Consider the following 18,052-nt stretch of genomic DNA (forward strand, 5'->3'; position numbering starts at 1 on the left):
TCCGAGCCGGGCCGCCCCCCGAACCTCCCCAGCACGCTTCTCGAATCTCCCTACAGCCCAGACACGAATCGAGATCTCCATGAGCTACGACGCCTTGTTCCAGCCCGGCCGGATCGGCACGCTCGAGCTGCGCAATCGCGTGGTGAAATCGCCGAACAGCAGTGCCACGGCCAATATGGACGGCACGATCAGCCGCCGCACCGTCGACCACTACCGGCGGTTCGGCGAAGGTGGTGTCGGCCTGATCATGACCGAGTACACCTACGTCGACGACGACGCCAGCAAGGCGATCCACAATCAGCCGGGGATGAGCCGCCATGAGCACATCGCCGGATGGGGCTGGCTCGTCGACGAGGTACACGCGACCGGCGCGAAGATCGGCCTGCAGCTCGCCCACGGGGGCCGGCAGAAATTCCTCGGCACAGCCCCGATCAAATCCGCCTCGGACAGTTCCTGGGACTATGTCGAGGCAGTGGCCGGGGTGATACCGCAGCCTGTGACGGTCGCGGAGATCGACGAGATCGTGGCTGCCTTCGGCGCCGCGGCACTGCGTGCGTGGAAGGCCCGCTTCGATCTGGTCGAGGTGCACGCCGGCCACGGGTACCTGATCACCAATTTCCTATCGCCGCACACGAATTCACGGACCGATGAATACGGCGGCAGTTTCGAGAACCGCTCGCGGATACTCATCCGGATCATCGACGCGATCCGCGCAGCCGTCCCGCGGGAGTTTCCGCTGAGTGTGCGCCTGTCGGTCACCGACTACGAACCGGACGGCATTCCGATCGAGGAGACCGTGCGGCTGTGCCGGCTGCTCGAAGAGCACGGCGTCGATGTCCTGCACGCCTCGGGTGGCCACCACGCCACCATGGAATGGGAGGTCAGCCCCTGGTTCAATTCCCGGGCTCCGCACCGCTGGGGGTGGGAGAAGTTCCGCACCGAAGTCTCGATTCCGGTGATCGGTTCGGGCTCGCTGGTGTCACCCGAGGTCGCGAACGAGATCATCGAATCGGGCTCGGCCGAATTCGTCTCCCTGGGACGCGCCATGCTGGCCGACCCCGACTGGACGCGCAAAGCCGCAGAGAACCGCCCGCTCGAGATCGTGCCCTGTATCCGCTGCAACGACGGCTGTCTGCACCGTGGCGTGGACAAGGGCCGGTCCGTCGGTTGTTCCGTCAACCCGACCGTGGCCGAAGAAGGTCGGTTCCCGCTCGTCCCCGCTACCGTGGGAAAGGACGTGGTCGTTGTCGGTGGTGGTCCGGCCGGGCTGCGCAATGCCGCCCTGCTCAGTGACCGCGGTCATCGGGTGCGGTTGTTCGAAGCCGGTGAACTCGGCGGGATGCTCGCGCATGCGCGCGGGTCCACCGTGAAACAGGACATCGCGGCGCTGGCCGAGCATCTCGTGCACGAGGTCGAACGGCGCGATATTGATGTGGTGCGTGCGTGGGCCACGGCGGTGGATCTCGTAGCGAGCGGGGTGGATACGGTGGTTCTTGCCACCGGTGCTCCCCTGCGCGAACCCGATTTCCCGATCAGCGGGCCGATTCCGGTGACCCACGCCGCGCAGGTGCGCGCGCAAGCGCCGTTGTCCGGCCGGATCGTCGTGATCGGCGGTGGGCTGCAGGGCTGCGAGACCTCGCTGCGCATCGCGGAGATGGGCGACACGGTGGTGACCGTGGTGGAGCAACGGGATTCGCTGCTCACCGGGGACGAGGTGGTCTACGACGTGATGAAACTGCCGCAGTTCATGGACCGGGCGGGCGTCCGGGTACGCACCGGTGCCCGGGCCACCGCAGTGACGCCCGAGGGAGTTGCGGTGGTCGCCGGCGGTGCTACGGAGATCGTTGCCGCCGATACCGTGGTCCTGGCACTCGGCCGCACGGCGGCGCCGCGTGAACTCGCCGATGCTTTGATCGCTGCGGGTGTCGATGTGCACATCATCGGTTCCGCCTTGCGGCCTGGACGGGTGTACGACGCCGTCCACACGGCGTTCTTCACCGCGCGGTTGATCTGATGGCCCGTCCGTCCCGATGCGTGCAGCCCGGAACACCGGGTGCGCGGACGAGGTGTGGCGGCGGGTCCGCGCACCGGCTAGGACGATCGTGCCGGAGGGGCGAGCAAAGCCAGATTGGAGGTCGTGAAGTCCGGGAGTACTGGATCGGAATCAATCCAGTAGATGGGTGCCGGCCGCTCGATATGCCCCTGTTCATCGTGCTCGATGACGATCTCGCGACCGCGCATGGCAACCAGCAGGGAGTCGAAACAGTGGTCCGGGTCGGCGTCGAGCACGAGACCGAGCGCTGCATCGATCAGGTGGAATTCCATGATCCGTCGCGCCGAGGCCGCGTTGCGCCGGCTGATGGCGTCGAGAAAGTACTGGTCGCTCTCGATGAAATCGTCCGGGGTGCGGGCATGCGAGAGATACACCCTCTGATGCCGGTAGATCGTGGTGTGCAACATGCGGGTGAGGTCGGCGAAGTTCGAGGGGTAGCGGTCCAGGACGACATCGTGAAAGCGCTGGTGCGCTTCCTGGAACCGTCGGCTGTGGGCGCGATGTTGCCGCATGGCCTCGAGATGGGTCCGCATATCCTCGATATCGGTTTCGCGCAGCGAATCGATGATCGCGCCGACCGTCGGCGGTTCCACCAGCAGGCGCAGCGCATAGCTCTGCTCGGTCTCGGAGTTCACCAGGGGTGCGACGTACATGCCTCGATTGGCATGGGCCACCACCAGACTGTCCGCTTCGAGTCGTTGCAGCGCCTCGCGCAGCGGGGTACGGCTCACGTCGAGTTCGGCGGCCAGTTGCTCCTGCGACATCCGTTGTCCGGGGGAGTAGGCGCCGGTGACGATGCGCTCCCGCAGCGTCCGGTACAGCGCGTCGACGGTGGTGCCGGCGCGTGTTCGTCGGGCAGGGGTGGTCATCAGCGTCATCCTAAGGTCATGGTCCGGTGCACCGCGTAACCGTGACGTGCGGTGGGATGACTGTATCCAATAATGTGTACAAATAGTGAGATGTGTTGCCTGGGCAACACCTTCGGCAGTATGGAGAGGACCCCGTCATGGGTGCACTGGATGGACAGATCGTCGTATTCACCGGCGCGGGAGCGGGGATCGGCCGCGCGGTCGTCGAACGATACGTCGCCGAGGGAGCATGTGTCGTAGCGGTCGATATCTCGGAGCGGGTGCTCGAATTGGCGAGCGAGCTGGGACCAGCGGTCCGTCCGCTGGTGGCCGATATCGCGACATGGGAGGGAAACACTGCCGCCGTCGATGCGGCACTCACCACGTGGGGACGGCTCGACGTCTTCGTCGCCAACGCCGGTATCACCGACGCTGCCCGTCCGCTCGAGGATATCCCCGGCGAGCGGCTACCCACTGCGTTCGGCGAACTGTTCGGCGTCAACGTCCTGGCGCCGCTGCTGGGCGTGCGGGCCGCACTGGACTCCCTCCTCGAATCTCGCGGTAGCGTGATCATCACCGGCTCGTTCGCCGGCAGCAACACAGCCGGCGGTGGCGTCCTCTACACAGCCTCCAAACATGCGGTGCACGGTCTGGTGCGGCAACTCGCGTACGAGCTCGCTCCCGATGTGCGGGTCAACGGGGTGGCGCCGGGGGTGGCGCCGACCCGGCTGCGTGGAACGGTCGCGCTGGGGCAGACCACCGCCGATTCGGTATTGGACGGAACGCGGGAAAGGTTACCGCTACAAGCGATTCCGCCGACTGATGCTTACAGTGGAATCTTCACGCTGCTCGCCTCGCGTACCGAAGCCGCTGCGATGACCGGGTCGGTGGTCACGGCCGACAGCGGCCTTTCTGTGCGGGGCATCGCCCGACCCGGAGGGCGGGTATAGGGGGCGCGCGGAACGGTTATCGCCGATCGAGGCGAGAATCGAGGCGTAGGAGTTCAACGATCGGTTTCGCTTCGAAATTGCGGCGAACTGAGCTGGAGCGCACGGCGGCGGTCATATGTCACGCGGCGAATCCCCAAATCCTTTGGCAGATCCGGACAGGCCCGACAGCCCCGCGTCGACGAGCATCGCGTAGCCGACGGTGGTCTGCAGCGGCCCGGGGTACTCGGCGCAGATCCGAAAGTCGTAGTGGGCGGGCACGTCCGGCCGGATGGTGCCGAAAACCTCGGCGGCACAGGCGAGTTCGAAGGGAGACAGTTGGCGGCTATCTCAATGTTGACGGCGGAACCAGCAGCCGATGCGGTCCGATGGGGAATAGGAGCAGAGCTGTGGTTATCAGACTGAGCCGCTTCTTACGAGTCCAGTCCTACCATTGGGACAACGCACCCGCTCGGCGATGGCCGAACCACCCGACCAGGACCTTCATGCCGCCCACCGCGTCCTGGTCACTGTCATCGATGCCATGCGCGGCCACTTCGGTCACCTCAATTCGCAGTAACACGGTCTGCGTGTTCGCAGGCATCGGCGAGATCGCTGTTGTCGCGCCAGTCCCGAAGCCACCGTTCGTCTTACCGGCCGGGGTTCTAGCGAACGCTGCGACGCCTCAGCCGGAGGGGGGCAATGGAATTCGACGGCGCAGGCTCAATCATCCCCGCTCTGTCGGCCATCCGAGTCGCCATGTAGTTCGGACAATGCCTCGGGAAGGGTTCGCAACAAGCGGGTGCCAGGTGGTAGGTCGGATGCGATCCACCCTGGGCCGGCTGGACAGACCTGGGCGGTGCTCGCTATGGCGAGCAGCTCGCGGTCGGCGGTTTCGGGGCTATGTGACCAGACCACGGCCGTGCTGCGGCGGCTGAGCCGGGCCAGGGCATCCGACAGTGCCGCGGCGGGAAGTGATGCGCCGAACATGTCGGCGTGGACACCGGTTTCCGCGAGCGCGGCGCGCAGAACTTCTATCGGGAGGGAATGGAATTCGCCGGGCGCACACGCGAGGACTACCGCACCGTGGGCAACCCGGTGCGGTGCGGGCGAGACTCTGTGCAGGGTATTGATGATCGCCCAGGAGAGCAGGTGTTCGACATCGATACAGCCTTCACCACACCCTTGGCGGGTCACGATGTCGGCAAACGCAGGGCGGCACAAATCTTCCCAGGTGTCGACCACACCATGCTCGAGCAGCTGCGATTCCAGCACGTCGATAACCCGCGTCGAGTCCAGGTGGAATGCGGCATCCAGCAGTGTGTCGATACAGTCGGCCGGCCGGGTGACCGCGCGAACCGGGTTGACCGCGCGGGCCGCACTCGCCGGGGTGACACCGGAACGCACCAGCGCGAGCATCTGCGCGGCAATCTCGATATCCGCGCGCAAATACAGCCGGTGCCGTCCGGACCGATGCTGCTGCGGGCCGATTCCGTAGCGCTGGTTCCAGCTGCGCAGAGTCGCGACCGGCATCCCGAGCTGTTCGGCCACCACCCGGACGGGATACGCCTCCTGTTCCTGGGCTGCGGTCACCGAGGATCTCCTTTCGGGCGTGCGCCACCCGACGAGACCGGCGGCACCGAGATTAGGTTAACTCCGCCACAGACCGTGGGTGCGCCACCGGCTCGCCTTCTCGGGTTGGGCCCGGCCATTACGGCCGATGCGGGGCCAGTGACGAGGAAGTCACGCTCAGGAGTGAGCTGGCGAGATGCCCCGCTCCGGCGAGGTGACTCCGCAAATTATCTGCGGTAGCGCCGATAGGGTTCCGGTGACCGGCGCAAGGACTCGGCGTGGGACAAGTGCGGACGCCGCCGGTGCGCGGGGTGCGGTTGCAGGACGCGGTTGGTCAGGTCAGGTCTGGCGCGGCCTGGCGGGTGTGCGACTGGATCCGCCCGGGCCGCCCAGGGACAGCGGCATCTGGGCTCGCCGACCGCGCGCCCGAGGCGGGCGCGGTGGTGTGCAGAATGGGGCATATGACCGAATTGACTCCTATCACCGCCTGGAAGGCTCTGCGCGAGGGTAACGACCGCTTCGTCGAGGGACGGTTGCGCCATCCCAATCAGGGTGCCGCAGATCGGGCGAAACTGGCCGCGGGGCAGCACCCGTCGGCGATTCTGTTCGGGTGCGGAGACTCCCGTGTGGCCGCTGAGATCATTTTCGATCAAGGTCTCGGGGACATGTTCGTGGTCCGCACCGCCGGGCACGTGGTCGATGCCAGCGTGCTCGGATCGATCGAGTACGGCGTGGCGGTCCTGCGCACCCCGTTGATCGTGGTGCTCGGACACGACAGCTGCGGCGCGGTACGGGCCACGATCGACGCCCTCGATACCGGAGCGGTCCCCGGCGGGTTCATCCGCAGCGTCGTGGAGCGGGTGTCACCGTCGATCCTGCTCGGCCGTCGCGAGGGCCTCGACTCGGTCGACGACCTCGAAGCCCGGCACGTGGCCGAGACCGCGGAGTTGCTGCGGCAGCGCTCGCAGATCATCGCAGACCGCATCGTCGCCGGAGAGTGCGCTATCGCCTGCGCCACCTACGCCCTCGCCGACGGCAAGGCCAAGCTGAATCGGGTGATCGGCAACATCGGCGAACTCGAGTAGCCGCGCTATCCACCGGTCGATCCCGCAGCGTCGGCACCACCGCGCGCAGACGCTCGGCGCTCATCGCGTTCGCCCGCGTGAGTACGGGCACCGCGGCGGTGAGATCCACGATCGAGGAAGCGACCGCGGCTGGTGTGGGCCCACCGGCGAGGTCCAACAGCCGCGCCTCGCCGAATGCATCGCTCTTGCATCGTTTCTCCGTCCACTTCCACCTCATTGTCGGGCCCTGCCGCCATTGCGCTTGGACCCGGTGCGAACGTGACCGCCAGTGGGGTGCGTCCCGGCCTAGCGATCGGTTTCGCCGGCCCAGGTGCCACCGTCTCGGTCACCGGCGTAACCGCACCCACCTGCACTGGCGGTATCGGGTTCGCTGGCGACTTCCAAACCCTGCAGGGCTGCTTGTCGATGAGGTGACAGCCCTGACCGTGCCGAGTGCGCGACGGTCACGAGCATTCTCATACCCGATGTGTGCGTAGCTGATAGAGGCGTTCGGCATAGGCCATGTCGTCCCGCCACAGCCGTGTCGCCACGTGATTCATCATCGGACGCAACAGCGGCAATGCCCGGTGCGCGTGCCGGAATCCTGGGCGCTCGGAATTCGCGACGGTCGCCTCCACCACCGCCGTACGCGCACGACCATCGGAACCGGGCCCCAGTGGGGTGGCGTGAGTTTCGACCACACTTCCTGCCCCTTCACCCTCGACGATGCGCATCACGATGGTGCGCGGATCCGGGCAGCTGAACTCCGCCTGCACCGGGACGCCGAGGCTGCGGGTCACTCGGAACGTCACGTCCAGCAGAAGCTGGTGATTGCCTTCGGTGATTCCCTCGCGCGGCGGCGTCCGCGTCACTTCCAGGCGGGTGAAGGAATAGGGATGGAACCACGCGCCGTGCCACGGGTCGAGCCGGTTGGCGATGATGTCGCGCGGCTCGCACTTCCCGATCAGCCGGGTCACCGCGTGCACTGTGGTGTCCGGCGGGCGCGGACCGATGATCGGCGTGTCGGTCGGAGGTTCGCCACCGGCAGCGTCCAGCCGCACCCAGGCCAGCACCCCGTCGTCGAAGCTGGGGTAGGGACACCACCGCGAGGCGCTGTTGTCGGGGCCTACCCGCAGACCGTGCCATCGGCAGATCAGCGCGTTGTTCTCGATCTGTGCCGAGACCAATGGTGCACCGAGATGCGGACACGCGCCAGGACCGGCGTGCAACTCGCCTGCGTGGTCACGCCAGGCGACGATTTCCCGGCCTCCGACCGTGGTACCGAATGGACGATCGCGACGTATCGCTGTGCTCGCGGCGATGACGAACCAATTACCAGAGGGGCGTTGCTGCGACCAACGCAGTGCGGCGGCGATCAGGCCGGGATCGGCGTCTTGATAAGCGGGTTGCTGTCGCGACCATTCCTCGGGCGAAAATCGTTGTAGCGGTGATCTTTTCGGCCTCTTAACGGGTTCGGTGCGAGTGCTCATCGAGTGTGCCTTTCGCGAGTCGCGAATGCGCGCAGCAGCGCCGAGCGCCCCTGGGCTGGAACCGAGTGCAGGGTGTGTCCGGCCGCGTCCCATTGGCGCAGTACAGTATTGGCCGCCATCCAGCCGGTGGTCGCGGCGCGTTCCATCAGGGCCACCGGCAGATCGACACGGATTCCGTCACCGGCCAGGGCCAGCCGTGGGTGCGGGGTATCGACGCCGGGGCGCGCGGCGAAGTCTCCTGGTGAGAAACGCGGGCAATCCTGACGCCACAGCATCCGCTCCCCGAGGATGTTCGCTACTGCGGTCTCCGGGTACATCGTGTGCAGTCGTGCCAGCAGCCTGTTGCGCAGCATTGCGCGTGCCGCGGGCGGCGGTGTCGCATCGGCCACCGCGTAAGCGTGCAGTTCGACGACGCTACCGCTGGTGGCCTTTGCCCAGTTCGCAGCCTGTTGTTCATAGCGATTCAGCACGCTGATGTTGTCGAGCGGGTCCAAGCCGCCGGTGCCGAGGAAACACGCCCGGTCGGTGCGCACCGGCCGATCCAGCCAGAGCCGGTGCACCGCGAATGCCGGTGCGAGCGCCAATGCTGCTACCCGTGAACGCCATTCGGCGTTACCGAGGGTCGGTGACGCGGCGACGATCCGGCGCAGACCGGCGATATCGGTAGCGAGCACCACCGCGTCGGCTGTCAAGGTCGCTCCGGTGTCGTCGACCAACCGGAATCGGTCGCCTTCTGTGTCGATGCGATCGACCGACACACCCAGATGGAAGCGGACGGCGCCAGGCCGCCCTGGCACATTGGATGCGGTCAAATACTCCGCGAGCGGCGTCCACAGGCTGACGTCGAAATTATCGCGCGCCACATCGAAGACCAGCCCCTCGCTGGATCCGAGGAAGTAGATGTGGAACATTGTCGCCAACTCAGCGGCGGACATGCGCTCGGGCTCGATGAAGAAACTGCGCGAGAACACCTCGAATGCCAGATGCCGCGCGGCCTCGGGAAAGTTGATATCGCGCAGGAACGTTTCCGCGTCGAGGTGATCTAGCTGGGCATAGATATCCGGGACCGACACCGCGCCCAGCGGTGCGGCCGCACGCCGGTCCATCCGGACCAGGTCACGTAGCCGGAAGGTGGGGCTGCGCAACGCGAAGGCCAGCGCGTTCCAGGGTGGGGTACGTGGCAGCCCACGGAAGGTGTCGCGGCGGCCGTGTGCGTCGACCAGCGGATAGTCCTCGAGCCTGCGCAGCTGCTGTAACTGAGGGTCGCTGCGTGCCAGTAGCTTTCGTAGGTTGTAGTACTGGGCGAAGAAGGCGTGAAAGCCGCGGTTCATGCCCACCTGGGTGCCGTCGGTGAGCTGTTCGGTCCATCCTCCGACGCGCCCGCCCAAATATTGCTCTCGTTCGACGACTTCGACGTGGCATCCGCGTTCGGCCAAGCCCGTCGCGGCCGCAAGGCCCGCGATTCCGGCGCCGACCACGACCACGCGCGGCGGCGACCCGCCCTGGCTCAGGTTGCGATGTCCTGGCCCGGCTGGATAGCGCACGCGGCGGCGATCTCGCCCGTAACCGGTGCCCGGCGCGATCATCGCCGCGCACCCGTCTGTCGTTGCCGGGTGTGCTCCCAACCGAGCAAGACCGCGGTCACCAGGGAGAATCCGAACAAGAAGTCCTCCACCGGGATGTCCCACGGGAATCGGAGTCCGAGAATGTGATCCGGGTTGTACACCACGATCGGCGCGTCGAGCCTGGTCAGCCATCCGTCGACCAGGATCTGGAAGCCCAGGACGATCAGCATCGTCAGCCAGTAGGCCGGGCGCCGCAACAGCCCGGTGTGCAACAACATCCACTCGGCTAGGCACACCGAGACAACCGCGCCGATCGCCGGCAGCGAATATCCGACACCCGTCACGTTCATCGCTGCGCTGTGTTCTTGGTATAGGCGACTCGTCGGTGCCGCGCCCCGAGCAGCGTCTCGACCGCGACGAAGGTGAGCAGGCCGCAGACCGGCACGACGAAGAAGAACAGCAACTCCTCCAAGGGCATAGCGGCGGGTAGCCCCACCCCGAGGGTGTAGCGATCATCGAAATCCCACACGCCCCCGGCGATCGCCATCACGTCCCAGATCACGAACAGCGCCGCGGCGGGCCACAGCGCGCCCGCCAGCAACCGCGGCCGCCGATAGACACCGGGGCCGAGGAACTCCAGCGGCGCCGTCAGCACGAGGCACACCACCAGTGCGAGTAGATAATGCCAGTGATCCATGCGATCTCCTCAGCGCTGTTCTCGCGGATCGGCGGTATCGAACGGCGGCAGCAACAAGTATTCCCCGGCCTGCGGCGTGCTGGGATCGGCCGCGTGGCGGGCCCGCCACGCCCGCAAGAACCCCGCCGCGCCGACCCGGATCCGGCGTCGGCTACCGACCGTGGCGCGATGACCGAACACCTCGAAATCAGCGGCTTCGATGCGATCGAGGATTTCGCTGTACAGCACCGACGCCGTCTCGACGCACGGACGCGAGCGCGGTGCCAGCAGGTCGATCCCGCTGCGCGCGAATGCGTAGATGCCCCTGGTGATCTCATGCTGCTCGGCCAGCGCGCGCCGCACCCTCGAGTCGACCCGGCGCTGTCGTCGGCACCAGAGCAACCGCTCACGGTCCACCCCGTGTGCGGCCAGTTCGTCGGCGGGTAGGTAGATGCGGTCGCGCGCCAGATCCTCGTCGACATCGCGCAGGAAGTTAGTGAGCTGGAAGGCCTTTCCCAGGGCCGCGGCGTACGGTGCGGCCGCCGCCACCGACCGGTGGTGCCGAGTACCGGCAGTAGTTGCAGACCGATGACTTCCGCGGACCCGTAGACGTAGTCGTCCAACGCGCCGCGGTCCGGGTAGTCGGTGACCGACAAGTCCATCCGCATCGATGTCAGAAACGCCTCGAACAGGTGCCCGGGTATCCGATAGGTCTCCGCGGTGTGCAGTACCGCGGCCAGCACCGGGTCATCGGCGGTATCTGCGGCGCCGAATTGCCCGGCGAGCACGTGTAACCGGTCCGCTCGTTCGGTCGGGGTCAGCTGTGGATGGAACTCGTCGAGAATGTCATCGGCGCGCCGAGCGAAGCCGTAGAGCGCGTGCACGGCCGGGCGCTGGTCGGGCGCGAGCAGCCGGGTGGCGAGGAAGAAGGTTTTGCCGTGGGCGGCATTGAGCGAGCGACAATATAGGTACGACTGTCGCAGCTGCGGATCTGTGATGCCCGCCGCGTCGAGCTCGGTGCGTGTCATTTCGATATCCGATCCGCCGTGGAACCGACCGCGAAGGTGGCGCGCCTGGCCTGCCGGTGCCCGGTGATGCGGTCGGCGGCGAGACGTCCGGAGATCAGCACTGGCGGGATGCCGACCCCCGGCACTGTCGACCCACCCGCGAGCACCGCATTGTCGATACCGCGAATCATGTTGGCGGGCCGGAACGGACCGGTCTGGGCGAAGGTGTGCGCCAGCGCGAACGGGCTGCCCGCCAGCATGTCCTGCTTTGCCCAGTCAGCGGGGGTGACCACGCTCAGCAGGTCGGCGTCGCGTAGTCGCGCACCGCCGAGCCTGCGCCGCGCGAGCTCCAGGATTTCTCCCGCATAGTCGGTTCCCGCACGCTCCCAATCGATCTCTCCCTGCTCGAGATTGGGCACCGGCACCAAGATGTAGAGCAGATCACGCCCGGCGGGGGCAAGGTCAGCATCACCTGCCGTCGGCCGGGTCACCAGCAGCGAGGGATCGGACATGACCCGCCCCTTCTCGATTATGTCGACGAAGGCGGCGTGCCAGGCCGCGCCGAACAGCAAACTGTGATGGGGTATTCGCGCATCTCGCTCACAGGCGACATGCAACACGACCGCTGACGGCGCGGCCCGCACGGCGACCGGGCGTCGGGAGCGGTGGGTGAGCAACTGGTAGGCCCGATGGCGTTCGGTCGTCAATACCACTGCATCGCAAGCGATCCGCTCACCCCGGTCGGTATGCACCGCGAGCACCCGCCCGCCCGCCCGCTCCAACTCGGTCACTGTGGCGCCGTAATGGAACCGAACACCTGCCGCTTCGGCGACCGTCGCGAACGCGTCGGGCACCGCATGCATACCGCCGCGCGGAAAGTAGACCCCGGCCATGGTGTCCATGTAGGCGATCACCGCGTAGGCGGCTAGTGCGCGGTCGGGTGCGACTCCGGCGTAGAGCGATTGGAAGGTGAACACGCGTCGCAGGTCCGGATCGGTGATGAACTCGCCGACCTTGCCATCCCAGCGGCGGAATCCGCCGAGTGCTGTGAGGGCGGCCAGCGCCGGTATCGACATCGACAGGGGCGAGTCGAAGTTCGCCGCGATGAACCGATCGAACTCCGCCGCGTACAGCCGGGTCAGCCACGCGCGCATCTTGCGATAGCCCATGGCCTGGTCGTTGCCCGAGAATTCGGTGATAGACCGCACCATCCGGTCCTCGTCACTGTGCACGTCGAGGGTGCGCCCGTCGGCGAAGATCGCATGATAGGCGGGATCGACCGGAATCAGATCCACATGATCGCGAGTCCGCTCGCCCACCGCGGCGAAGACTTCATCGATCAGTTCCGGCATTGTCAGCACCGTCGGGCCAGTATCGATGCGGTAGCCGCCCACGTCGAGTCGGCCCATCCGGCCGCCCGGCAACGATTCTCGTTCGACGACCGTGACCGCCCTGCCACGCCCGGCCAGGTGTATCGCGGTGGACAGGCCCGCCAATCCCGCCCCGACCACCACAACGTGGTCACTGCGTCCAGTGACTGTGCGCATCGTTTCCTCTCCTCACCGCTGCCGTGCGGTACACAGCAGCGCCATCTGTTCCAATGCCGCGCGCTGGTCTCGGCCGAGCGGGCTGGCAGGCCATGCTTGCAGGGCATCTCGGACCCGATCGGCGATCATCGCTTCGATGCGTTCGGGCGCTCCCGACAACGCGATCAGCGTTCGGCAGCGGCTGATCGCCGCGGCGTCGAGTTCGGGTCCGTTCAGCAGTTCCGACAATTCGCGCCGCGTGGTCGCATCGGCCATCTCCAGCGCGGCGACCACCACGCTGGTGGCCTTGCGCTGCCCGAGATCGCTGTCCTGCGGTTTGCCGGTAATCGAGGCCGCGCCGAAGATCCCGAGCAGATCGTCACGCAGCTGAAAAGCCTCTCCGATACGAGTCCCGTAGTGGCCGAGGGCTTTCAGTGTCGACTCGGTGCTACCGGCTAACGCCGCGCCCAACTCGAGCGGACGCCGGACGGTGTAGTTGCCCGACTTCGCGCGGGCGATGCCCAACACCGTGTCCAGGGTCGGGTTGTCCCGCGCGTCGTTGCCCAGATCCGCGAACTGGCCCACCGCCAACTCGATGCGCATCGCGTCATATCGCGGCCATAGCCGCGCCAATGCGCCGCTGCCGACACCACTCTCACGCAGCATCTGCTCGGCCCACACCAGGCACATGTCGCCGAGCAGGGTCGCAGCGGAGGTCCCGAAACCCGGTGCCGATCCCGGTCGAGCCCGGTGCCGCGCGGACAGGCGCAGGTGCGCCGCGTCGGACCCGCGTCGCAGCACTGCATCGTCCATGACGTCGTCCTGAAGTAATGCGAACGCGTGTAACAACTCCAGGCTGGCCGCGGCGCGCAAGGCAGCGGGGCCCGGCTCGGCGGCGCACAGCCAGCCCAGGTACATGAAGGTCGAACGCAGGCACTTACCGCCGAGGGCGTACTGCGCCAGCACCTCGTCCACACCGGCCGCACCTAGTTCGGCCACGCGTATCTGCCGTAGAAACGCCGTGAGCTCGTCGAGCACAAGGGATCGGGTATCGGCATGCCAGTGCTCAAAACCCGCGGCGAGATCGGGCGCCGACGGATCCAGCGGCGCTCGCGTGGGGTCGAAGGACAGGGTGCTCACCAAGATTCTCCGTTTCGCGAAACCGGAACGTCTTCCCGGGCGTGACCCGAGCCCAGTTCGATGAGGACGTCCGAAATCACCTCGAATGCAGACACTTTCATCATTTCCCGCGCCAATCCGGCTGATGCGATACGGAATTCATCGGTCTCGAGGACTCGGTCGACCGCCACCGCCACCGCTGCGGGGCGCGGCCGCGCGGTGCCGAGATCGATCCCGGCTCCCGTGTATGCCACCCGTGCCGCGATCTCCGGCTTGTCGGCGGTATCCCCGGCGACTATCAGCGGCACGCCGTGGCGGAGTGCCTGTTGCACACCGCCGTAGCCGCCATTGGTGATCATCACCGCGACGCGCGGCAGCAGTTGGGTGTAGGGGAGGGAATCGGTGACATACGCGTTGGCCGGAATTGGCCCGAGCGCAGAACGCGAACCACCCGTGCATGCCACGACAACTAGATCTGTGTGCCTGCTCAACGCCGTGAGCGTCGGCCGGATCAGCTGATCGAAATCGGTGTTGTCCCAGGTTCCTTGGGTTAGGTGAACAATGGTCTTCGCGCCGGAGAGCTCACTCCACCAACTCGGACGCCGAGCGTTCTCTGGATCGTCGATCGGAATCGGCCCCGTGAATACGACAGAAGCTGGCAGATCGCCGCGCGGATATTCGAAGCCAGGGATAGTGAACTGGAGCAGCCGGTCGGCCAGTATCGGCCAATCCAGCAGATAACTCGGTGCGGTTCCGAGACCGAGCTCGCGCAGGGTCGCATCGAGTCGTCGCTGTTCACCACGGAACAACACCTGCCGGACGAACCGATTCATCGCCGTATAGTCGCGGTCCGATCGCGGCTGCCAACCCATGCCGAACGGCGCAGTGTCCGCGCTGGAAAGCATCAGCGGAACCACCCCGCAGGCCAGCACCGCAGGACGGGGCTTTCCCGCCAGAAGCAGCGGAATGGCGCCGGTGAACATCACGTCTACGAACACGGCATCGAAATCAGTGCGCTCCAGTTCGGCGGTCAACGCACGAAACTGTCCGGCGATCGGGTCAAGGAAGCTCGAGCGCAGCTCGCAACGCCCGGTTCGCCACCGCCGCAGCCAACTCGACTTCCGTCCACGCGGACGCTCGGCCCGCGCCACCGCAGCATCTGGCGGCAGAACCGAACAGGGAATGCCCTGCGCCTCAGCCGGTTCGCGGAACGCCGGACCGGTGAGCAACCGCACCTTGTGACCGCGGCGCCGCAGGTCCGCCGCGAGGGCAAGCATTGGCGTCACGTGACCGGGTATCGGACTCGCTGCCAAGAGATATCGACCCATACGAGATTCCTTCACTGGTCCATTCGCCGCACCACCAGGCGCCGGTTGTGTCCACGCCCATCAGCGACACTCGATTGCGAGGGGTCCGCCACGATCCGGAAACAGCGGCCGAGCGGACATTCATTGACGCAATCACGAGCGCTGCCGTGAACCACGATACTACAAACGATGCAAAACCGATGCGTATTGCGCCGGGCGCCACGATGCCCAATCCACAAGGGGGCGGAGTGCCCCAGCCGTAGACGCCACAGAATTACCTGCGTCATCAAGTATTCAGAGACTCAACGACAGGTGGAGACGTCGCTTCCCGATTCGCAGCCCACAGACGGTTTGATGCCCACGACGTGGGAAATCGCGCGTGATCAGCGCAGATTCGATGCGACCGCGGTCTGTAGCTCCGCAATGGCCGCCTCGAGCGTGTCGACACGAACCGCTGCTGACGGCGCCGCACATTCCCGCCATCCGGGCCCCGCCAGCAGCACCCGCGCCCAGCTCTCACGCGGGCCGAACGCCGGAACCGCGATAGCGGTGCGGCTCGATTGCGACCACAGCACCACAACCGGCCTGCGATCATGCTTGGCCAGCGCATCGGCAAGGGCGGCGGCGGGCACCGACGCGCCGAGCAGCAGCGCAGGCAGACCGAGTTCAGCCAAGGCGGCGCGCAATACCTCCAACGGGAGCACGTGATTCTCCCCGTCGGTACAGGCCAGCACGATCGGCGGCCCCTCGGACACGTTGCGTAACAACGGAATCAGCCGGTGCAGACTGGTAGTCACTGCCCAAGACAGCAGATGCTCGACATCGACGAACCCGGTTCCCCCACCCTGCTTTCCGACGATCTCGGCGAAAGCCGGGCGGCACAACCGATTCCACGTCGCCACCACACCATGATGAGTGAGGTGGGCAGTGATGATGGCAAGCAACTCGGCGGCGGCGAGCCGCTCCGCGGCGGAGATCACCGATGCGAGGTCACCGAGCTGTGGCACCGGCACGGCCACCGCGCGCGCAGCTACCGCGGCACTGGCCGGGCTCGCGCCCGCCCGGACCAAGTCGACCATCCGAACCGCAACCGCGAAGTCGGTCGGCGTGTAGCGCCGATGCCTGCCCCGGCGGCGCTGCGATGGCCCGAGGCCGTACCGCTGATTCCAACTCCGCAAGGTCGCCACCGGCACTCCGAGCCTACGAGCCACCGCCCCGACGGAATACTCGACCAGCAGCTGTGCGGGACCCTCATCACTCCTCACAGACCCACCGCACTTACCCCGATCCCCTGCACCCCACGACCTGACCGCAGCCACTCATCGCCAAGCCTCCTCCAGTTGTAGCGGGTCGAGGAGCGGGTCGTCGAATCTTCAGCTCGATGAGGGCGCGCTCGCGGCGGGGGTGCGTTCGGCGGTTCCAGTGATATTGCGGTCCATACCGCCGAACACGGCGTTGTGAAACGGTGTGATCGCCTTCCAGTAGAGGTGCCCGGCAAGTCCGTGCGGCTGAAAGATGGCGCGTTGCCGGTAGCGGGAACCCCCGCCGGGGTAGGACTCGACGCCGAGCTCGAGCCATGCCAGTCCCGGGACCCGCATTTCGGCGCGAAGTCGCAGCAGGTGAGGGCGGTCGATGTGTTCAACGCGCCACCAGTCCAGGGCTTCGCCGGCGTGCAGGCGATGGGGGTCTCTGCGGCCGCGACGCAATCCGACCCCGCCGGTGATCCGGTCGATCCAGCCGCGCAACGACCAGGCAAGCGGAAACGAGTACCAGCCGTTCTCACCGCCGATGGATTCGATGACCGCCCACAGAGTGTCGGGGTCGGCGTGGGTATGGCGTTCGCGGAGGTCCTCGTAGAGTGAGCCGCCGGACCAGGCCGGGTCAGTGGGCAGCGGATCCGAGGGCGCGCCGGGTGTGCTGGCGTCCGACCAGCGGGTCGGCACCTCGGCGTTGCGGATGCGGGTCAGTGCCAGTTCCATGGCACGTTCGCAGCGGGTCAGGCCGTTGGGGGGGTCGGGGATGTACGCGGCGATGTCGTGGTCGCCGCACACGACTTCGTGGACGAGAGATTCGATGAGCGGGACGGCCAGGGCGCGCGGCACCGGGGTCACCAGATTGACCCATTGCGCCGACAGCCACGGCGTGAGCACCGGGACCGGCAGCACCACCCGCCGTGTCAGTCCTGCGACGACGGCGTATTTGCGCATCATGGTCAGGTAGGTCAGGACGTCGGGGCCGCCGATATCGAACGGACGGTTGACGTCGGCGGGCAGGTCGGCGGCCCGCAGCAGGTAGTACAGGACGTCGCGCACGGCGATGGGTTGGATGCGGTTGCGGACCCATCGGGGGGTGATCATCGCGGGCAGGCGTTCGGACAGGTAGCGCAGCATCTCGAAACTGGCCGAGCCGGATCCGATGATGACTGCCGCGCGCAGTTCCGCGGTGGGGACCCCGGATGCCCGCAGTATTTCTCCGACTTCGGCGCGGGAGGCGAGGTGGCGCGAGAGCTCCCCGCGTTCCGGGATGATGCCGCCGAGATAAACGATGCGCCTGACTCCGGCCGAGGTGGCCGCAGCCGCGACAATCCGCGCGGCGTGCTGGTCGATATCGTCGAAGTCGCGGCGGGTCAGCGAGTGCACAAGGTAGTAGACGACCTCCTGGTCGGCGACCGCTGCGCGCACCTCGTCGTCATCGGTGACATCGCCGCGGACCACCTCGACCCGGTCCCGCCATGGCACCTCCGCCAATTTCGATGGTGTCCGGGCCACTACCCGGACTCGATGACCGGCCTGCACGAGTTCAGGCACCAACCGTCCGCCGATGTAACCGGTCGCGCCGAAAACCACACACCGCATGCTCAATCATCCCTCTTCCCGGTCATGGTGCACGAACTCTGCAT

The 18,052-nt window shown here is 66.6% G+C and carries 14 protein-coding genes and 2 pseudogenes; 4 read left to right on the forward strand and 12 right to left on the reverse strand.

The features are described from left to right. Positions 1–79 precede the first annotated feature (79 nt). Complete coding sequence (locus ACLMAJ_RS19080) at positions 80–2,014, forward strand: oxidoreductase (RefSeq protein ID WP_412015093.1); 1,935 nt, start codon at positions 80–82, stop codon at positions 2,012–2,014. A gap of 77 nt (positions 2,015–2,091) precedes the next feature. On the opposite strand, the gene ACLMAJ_RS19085 is transcribed toward ACLMAJ_RS19080, so the two are convergent. Then, positions 2,092–2,922 (reverse strand): GntR family transcriptional regulator, encoded by an 831-nt coding sequence (locus ACLMAJ_RS19085; protein WP_412015094.1) that lies wholly within the window; start codon positions 2,920–2,922, stop codon positions 2,092–2,094. 137 nt (positions 2,923–3,059) lie between these two features. Here ACLMAJ_RS19085 and ACLMAJ_RS19090 point away from each other — a divergent pair, with 137 nt between their 5' ends. Next, the gene (locus tag ACLMAJ_RS19090) at positions 3,060–3,851 is read left to right on the forward strand and encodes an SDR family NAD(P)-dependent oxidoreductase (protein WP_412015095.1); all 792 of its coding nucleotides are present in this window, start codon (positions 3,060–3,062) and stop codon (positions 3,849–3,851) included. Positions 3,852–4,550: 699 nt separating this feature from the next. Here the strand turns inward: ACLMAJ_RS19090 and ACLMAJ_RS19095 are convergent. Beyond that, positions 4,551–5,420: a MerR family transcriptional regulator gene (locus ACLMAJ_RS19095; protein WP_412015096.1), complete on the reverse strand. Its 870-nt coding sequence runs from the start codon at positions 5,418–5,420 to the stop codon at positions 4,551–4,553. 440 nt (positions 5,421–5,860) lie between these two features. Here ACLMAJ_RS19095 and ACLMAJ_RS19100 point away from each other — a divergent pair, with 440 nt between their 5' ends. Beyond that, a complete protein-coding gene (locus ACLMAJ_RS19100) occupies positions 5,861–6,484 on the forward strand; it encodes a carbonic anhydrase (RefSeq protein ID WP_412015389.1) in 624 nt (207 codons plus the stop codon). 219 nt (positions 6,485–6,703) lie between these two features. Then, positions 6,704–6,898 (forward strand): annotated as a pseudogene (locus ACLMAJ_RS19105) (DUF6764 family protein); the annotation flags it as partial. 41 nt (positions 6,899–6,939) lie between these two features. On the opposite strand, the gene ACLMAJ_RS19110 reads toward ACLMAJ_RS19105, so the two are convergent. The 10 genes and pseudogenes from ACLMAJ_RS19110 to ACLMAJ_RS19155 all read right to left on the reverse strand — a co-directional run bounded on the left by ACLMAJ_RS19110 (position 6,940) and on the right by ACLMAJ_RS19155 (position 18,008). Continuing rightward, complete coding sequence (locus ACLMAJ_RS19110; protein WP_412015097.1) at positions 6,940–7,953, reverse strand: Rieske (2Fe-2S) protein; 1,014 nt, start codon at positions 7,951–7,953, stop codon at positions 6,940–6,942. Then, on the reverse strand, positions 7,950–9,539 hold the full coding sequence (locus ACLMAJ_RS19115; protein ID WP_412015098.1) for an FAD-dependent oxidoreductase: 1,590 nt from the start codon (positions 9,537–9,539) through the stop codon (positions 7,950–7,952). The genes ACLMAJ_RS19110 and ACLMAJ_RS19115 overlap by 4 nt, the downstream gene beginning before the upstream one ends. Then, positions 9,536–9,862, reverse strand: a complete 327-nt coding sequence (locus ACLMAJ_RS19120; protein WP_412015390.1) for a lycopene cyclase domain-containing protein — start codon at positions 9,860–9,862, stop codon at positions 9,536–9,538. The genes ACLMAJ_RS19115 and ACLMAJ_RS19120 overlap by 4 nt, the downstream gene beginning before the upstream one ends. Before the next feature lie 2 nt (positions 9,863–9,864). Continuing rightward, positions 9,865–10,215: a lycopene cyclase domain-containing protein gene (locus tag ACLMAJ_RS19125; RefSeq protein ID WP_412015099.1), complete on the reverse strand. Its 351-nt coding sequence runs from the start codon at positions 10,213–10,215 to the stop codon at positions 9,865–9,867. Positions 10,216–10,224: 9 nt separating this feature from the next. After that, positions 10,225–11,222, reverse strand: a pseudogene (locus tag ACLMAJ_RS19130) (phytoene/squalene synthase family protein). Then, a complete protein-coding gene (crtI, locus tag ACLMAJ_RS19135; RefSeq protein ID WP_412015100.1) occupies positions 11,219–12,748 on the reverse strand; it encodes a phytoene desaturase family protein in 1,530 nt (509 codons plus the stop codon). The pseudogene ACLMAJ_RS19130 and the gene crtI overlap by 4 nt, the downstream one beginning before the upstream one ends. Positions 12,749–12,760: 12 nt before the next feature. After that, positions 12,761–13,873, reverse strand: a complete 1,113-nt coding sequence (locus ACLMAJ_RS19140) for a polyprenyl synthetase family protein (RefSeq protein ID WP_412015391.1) — start codon at positions 13,871–13,873, stop codon at positions 12,761–12,763. Then, the gene (locus ACLMAJ_RS19145; protein ID WP_412015101.1) at positions 13,864–15,174 is read right to left on the reverse strand and encodes a glycosyltransferase; all 1,311 of its coding nucleotides are present in this window, start codon (positions 15,172–15,174) and stop codon (positions 13,864–13,866) included. Before ACLMAJ_RS19145 ends, ACLMAJ_RS19140 begins: the two co-directional genes overlap by 10 nt. 362 nt (positions 15,175–15,536) lie before the next feature. Beyond that, a complete protein-coding gene (locus ACLMAJ_RS19150) occupies positions 15,537–16,418 on the reverse strand; it encodes a MerR family transcriptional regulator (protein WP_412015102.1) in 882 nt (293 codons plus the stop codon). Between the two features lie 108 nt (positions 16,419–16,526). Then, positions 16,527–18,008 carry an SDR family oxidoreductase gene (locus tag ACLMAJ_RS19155; protein ID WP_412015103.1) on the reverse strand — a complete coding sequence of 494 codons (1,482 nt, stop codon included), beginning with the start codon at positions 18,006–18,008 and terminating at the stop codon, positions 16,527–16,529. Positions 18,009–18,052: the final 44 nt, after the last annotated feature.

The sequence above is a fragment of the Nocardia arseniciresistens genome (assembly GCF_046764875.1).
Lineage (GTDB): Bacteria > Actinomycetota > Actinomycetes > Mycobacteriales > Mycobacteriaceae > Nocardia > Nocardia arseniciresistens.

Excerpts from the sequence above, each read along its gene's own strand:
- ACLMAJ_RS19080 (WP_412015093.1), top strand. The coding sequence starts at position 80 with ATGAGCTACGACGCCTTGTTCCAGCCCGGCCGGATCGGCACGCTCGAG.
- ACLMAJ_RS19085 (WP_412015094.1), bottom strand. The coding sequence starts at position 2,922 with ATGACCACCCCTGCCCGACGAACACGCGCCGGCACCACCGTCGACGCG.
- ACLMAJ_RS19090 (WP_412015095.1), top strand. The coding sequence starts at position 3,060 with ATGGGTGCACTGGATGGACAGATCGTCGTATTCACCGGCGCGGGAGCG.
- ACLMAJ_RS19100 (WP_412015389.1), top strand. The coding sequence starts at position 5,861 with ATGACCGAATTGACTCCTATCACCGCCTGGAAGGCTCTGCGCGAGGGT.
- ACLMAJ_RS19110 (WP_412015097.1), bottom strand. The coding sequence starts at position 7,953 with ATGAGCACTCGCACCGAACCCGTTAAGAGGCCGAAAAGATCACCGCTA.
- ACLMAJ_RS19115 (WP_412015098.1), bottom strand. The coding sequence starts at position 9,539 with ATGATCGCGCCGGGCACCGGTTACGGGCGAGATCGCCGCCGCGTGCGC.
- ACLMAJ_RS19125 (WP_412015099.1), bottom strand. The coding sequence starts at position 10,215 with ATGGATCACTGGCATTATCTACTCGCACTGGTGGTGTGCCTCGTGCTG.
- crtI (WP_412015100.1), bottom strand. The coding sequence starts at position 12,748 with ATGCGCACAGTCACTGGACGCAGTGACCACGTTGTGGTGGTCGGGGCG.
- ACLMAJ_RS19145 (WP_412015101.1), bottom strand. The coding sequence starts at position 15,174 with ATGGGTCGATATCTCTTGGCAGCGAGTCCGATACCCGGTCACGTGACG.
- ACLMAJ_RS19155 (WP_412015103.1), bottom strand. The coding sequence starts at position 18,008 with ATGCGGTGTGTGGTTTTCGGCGCGACCGGTTACATCGGCGGACGGTTG.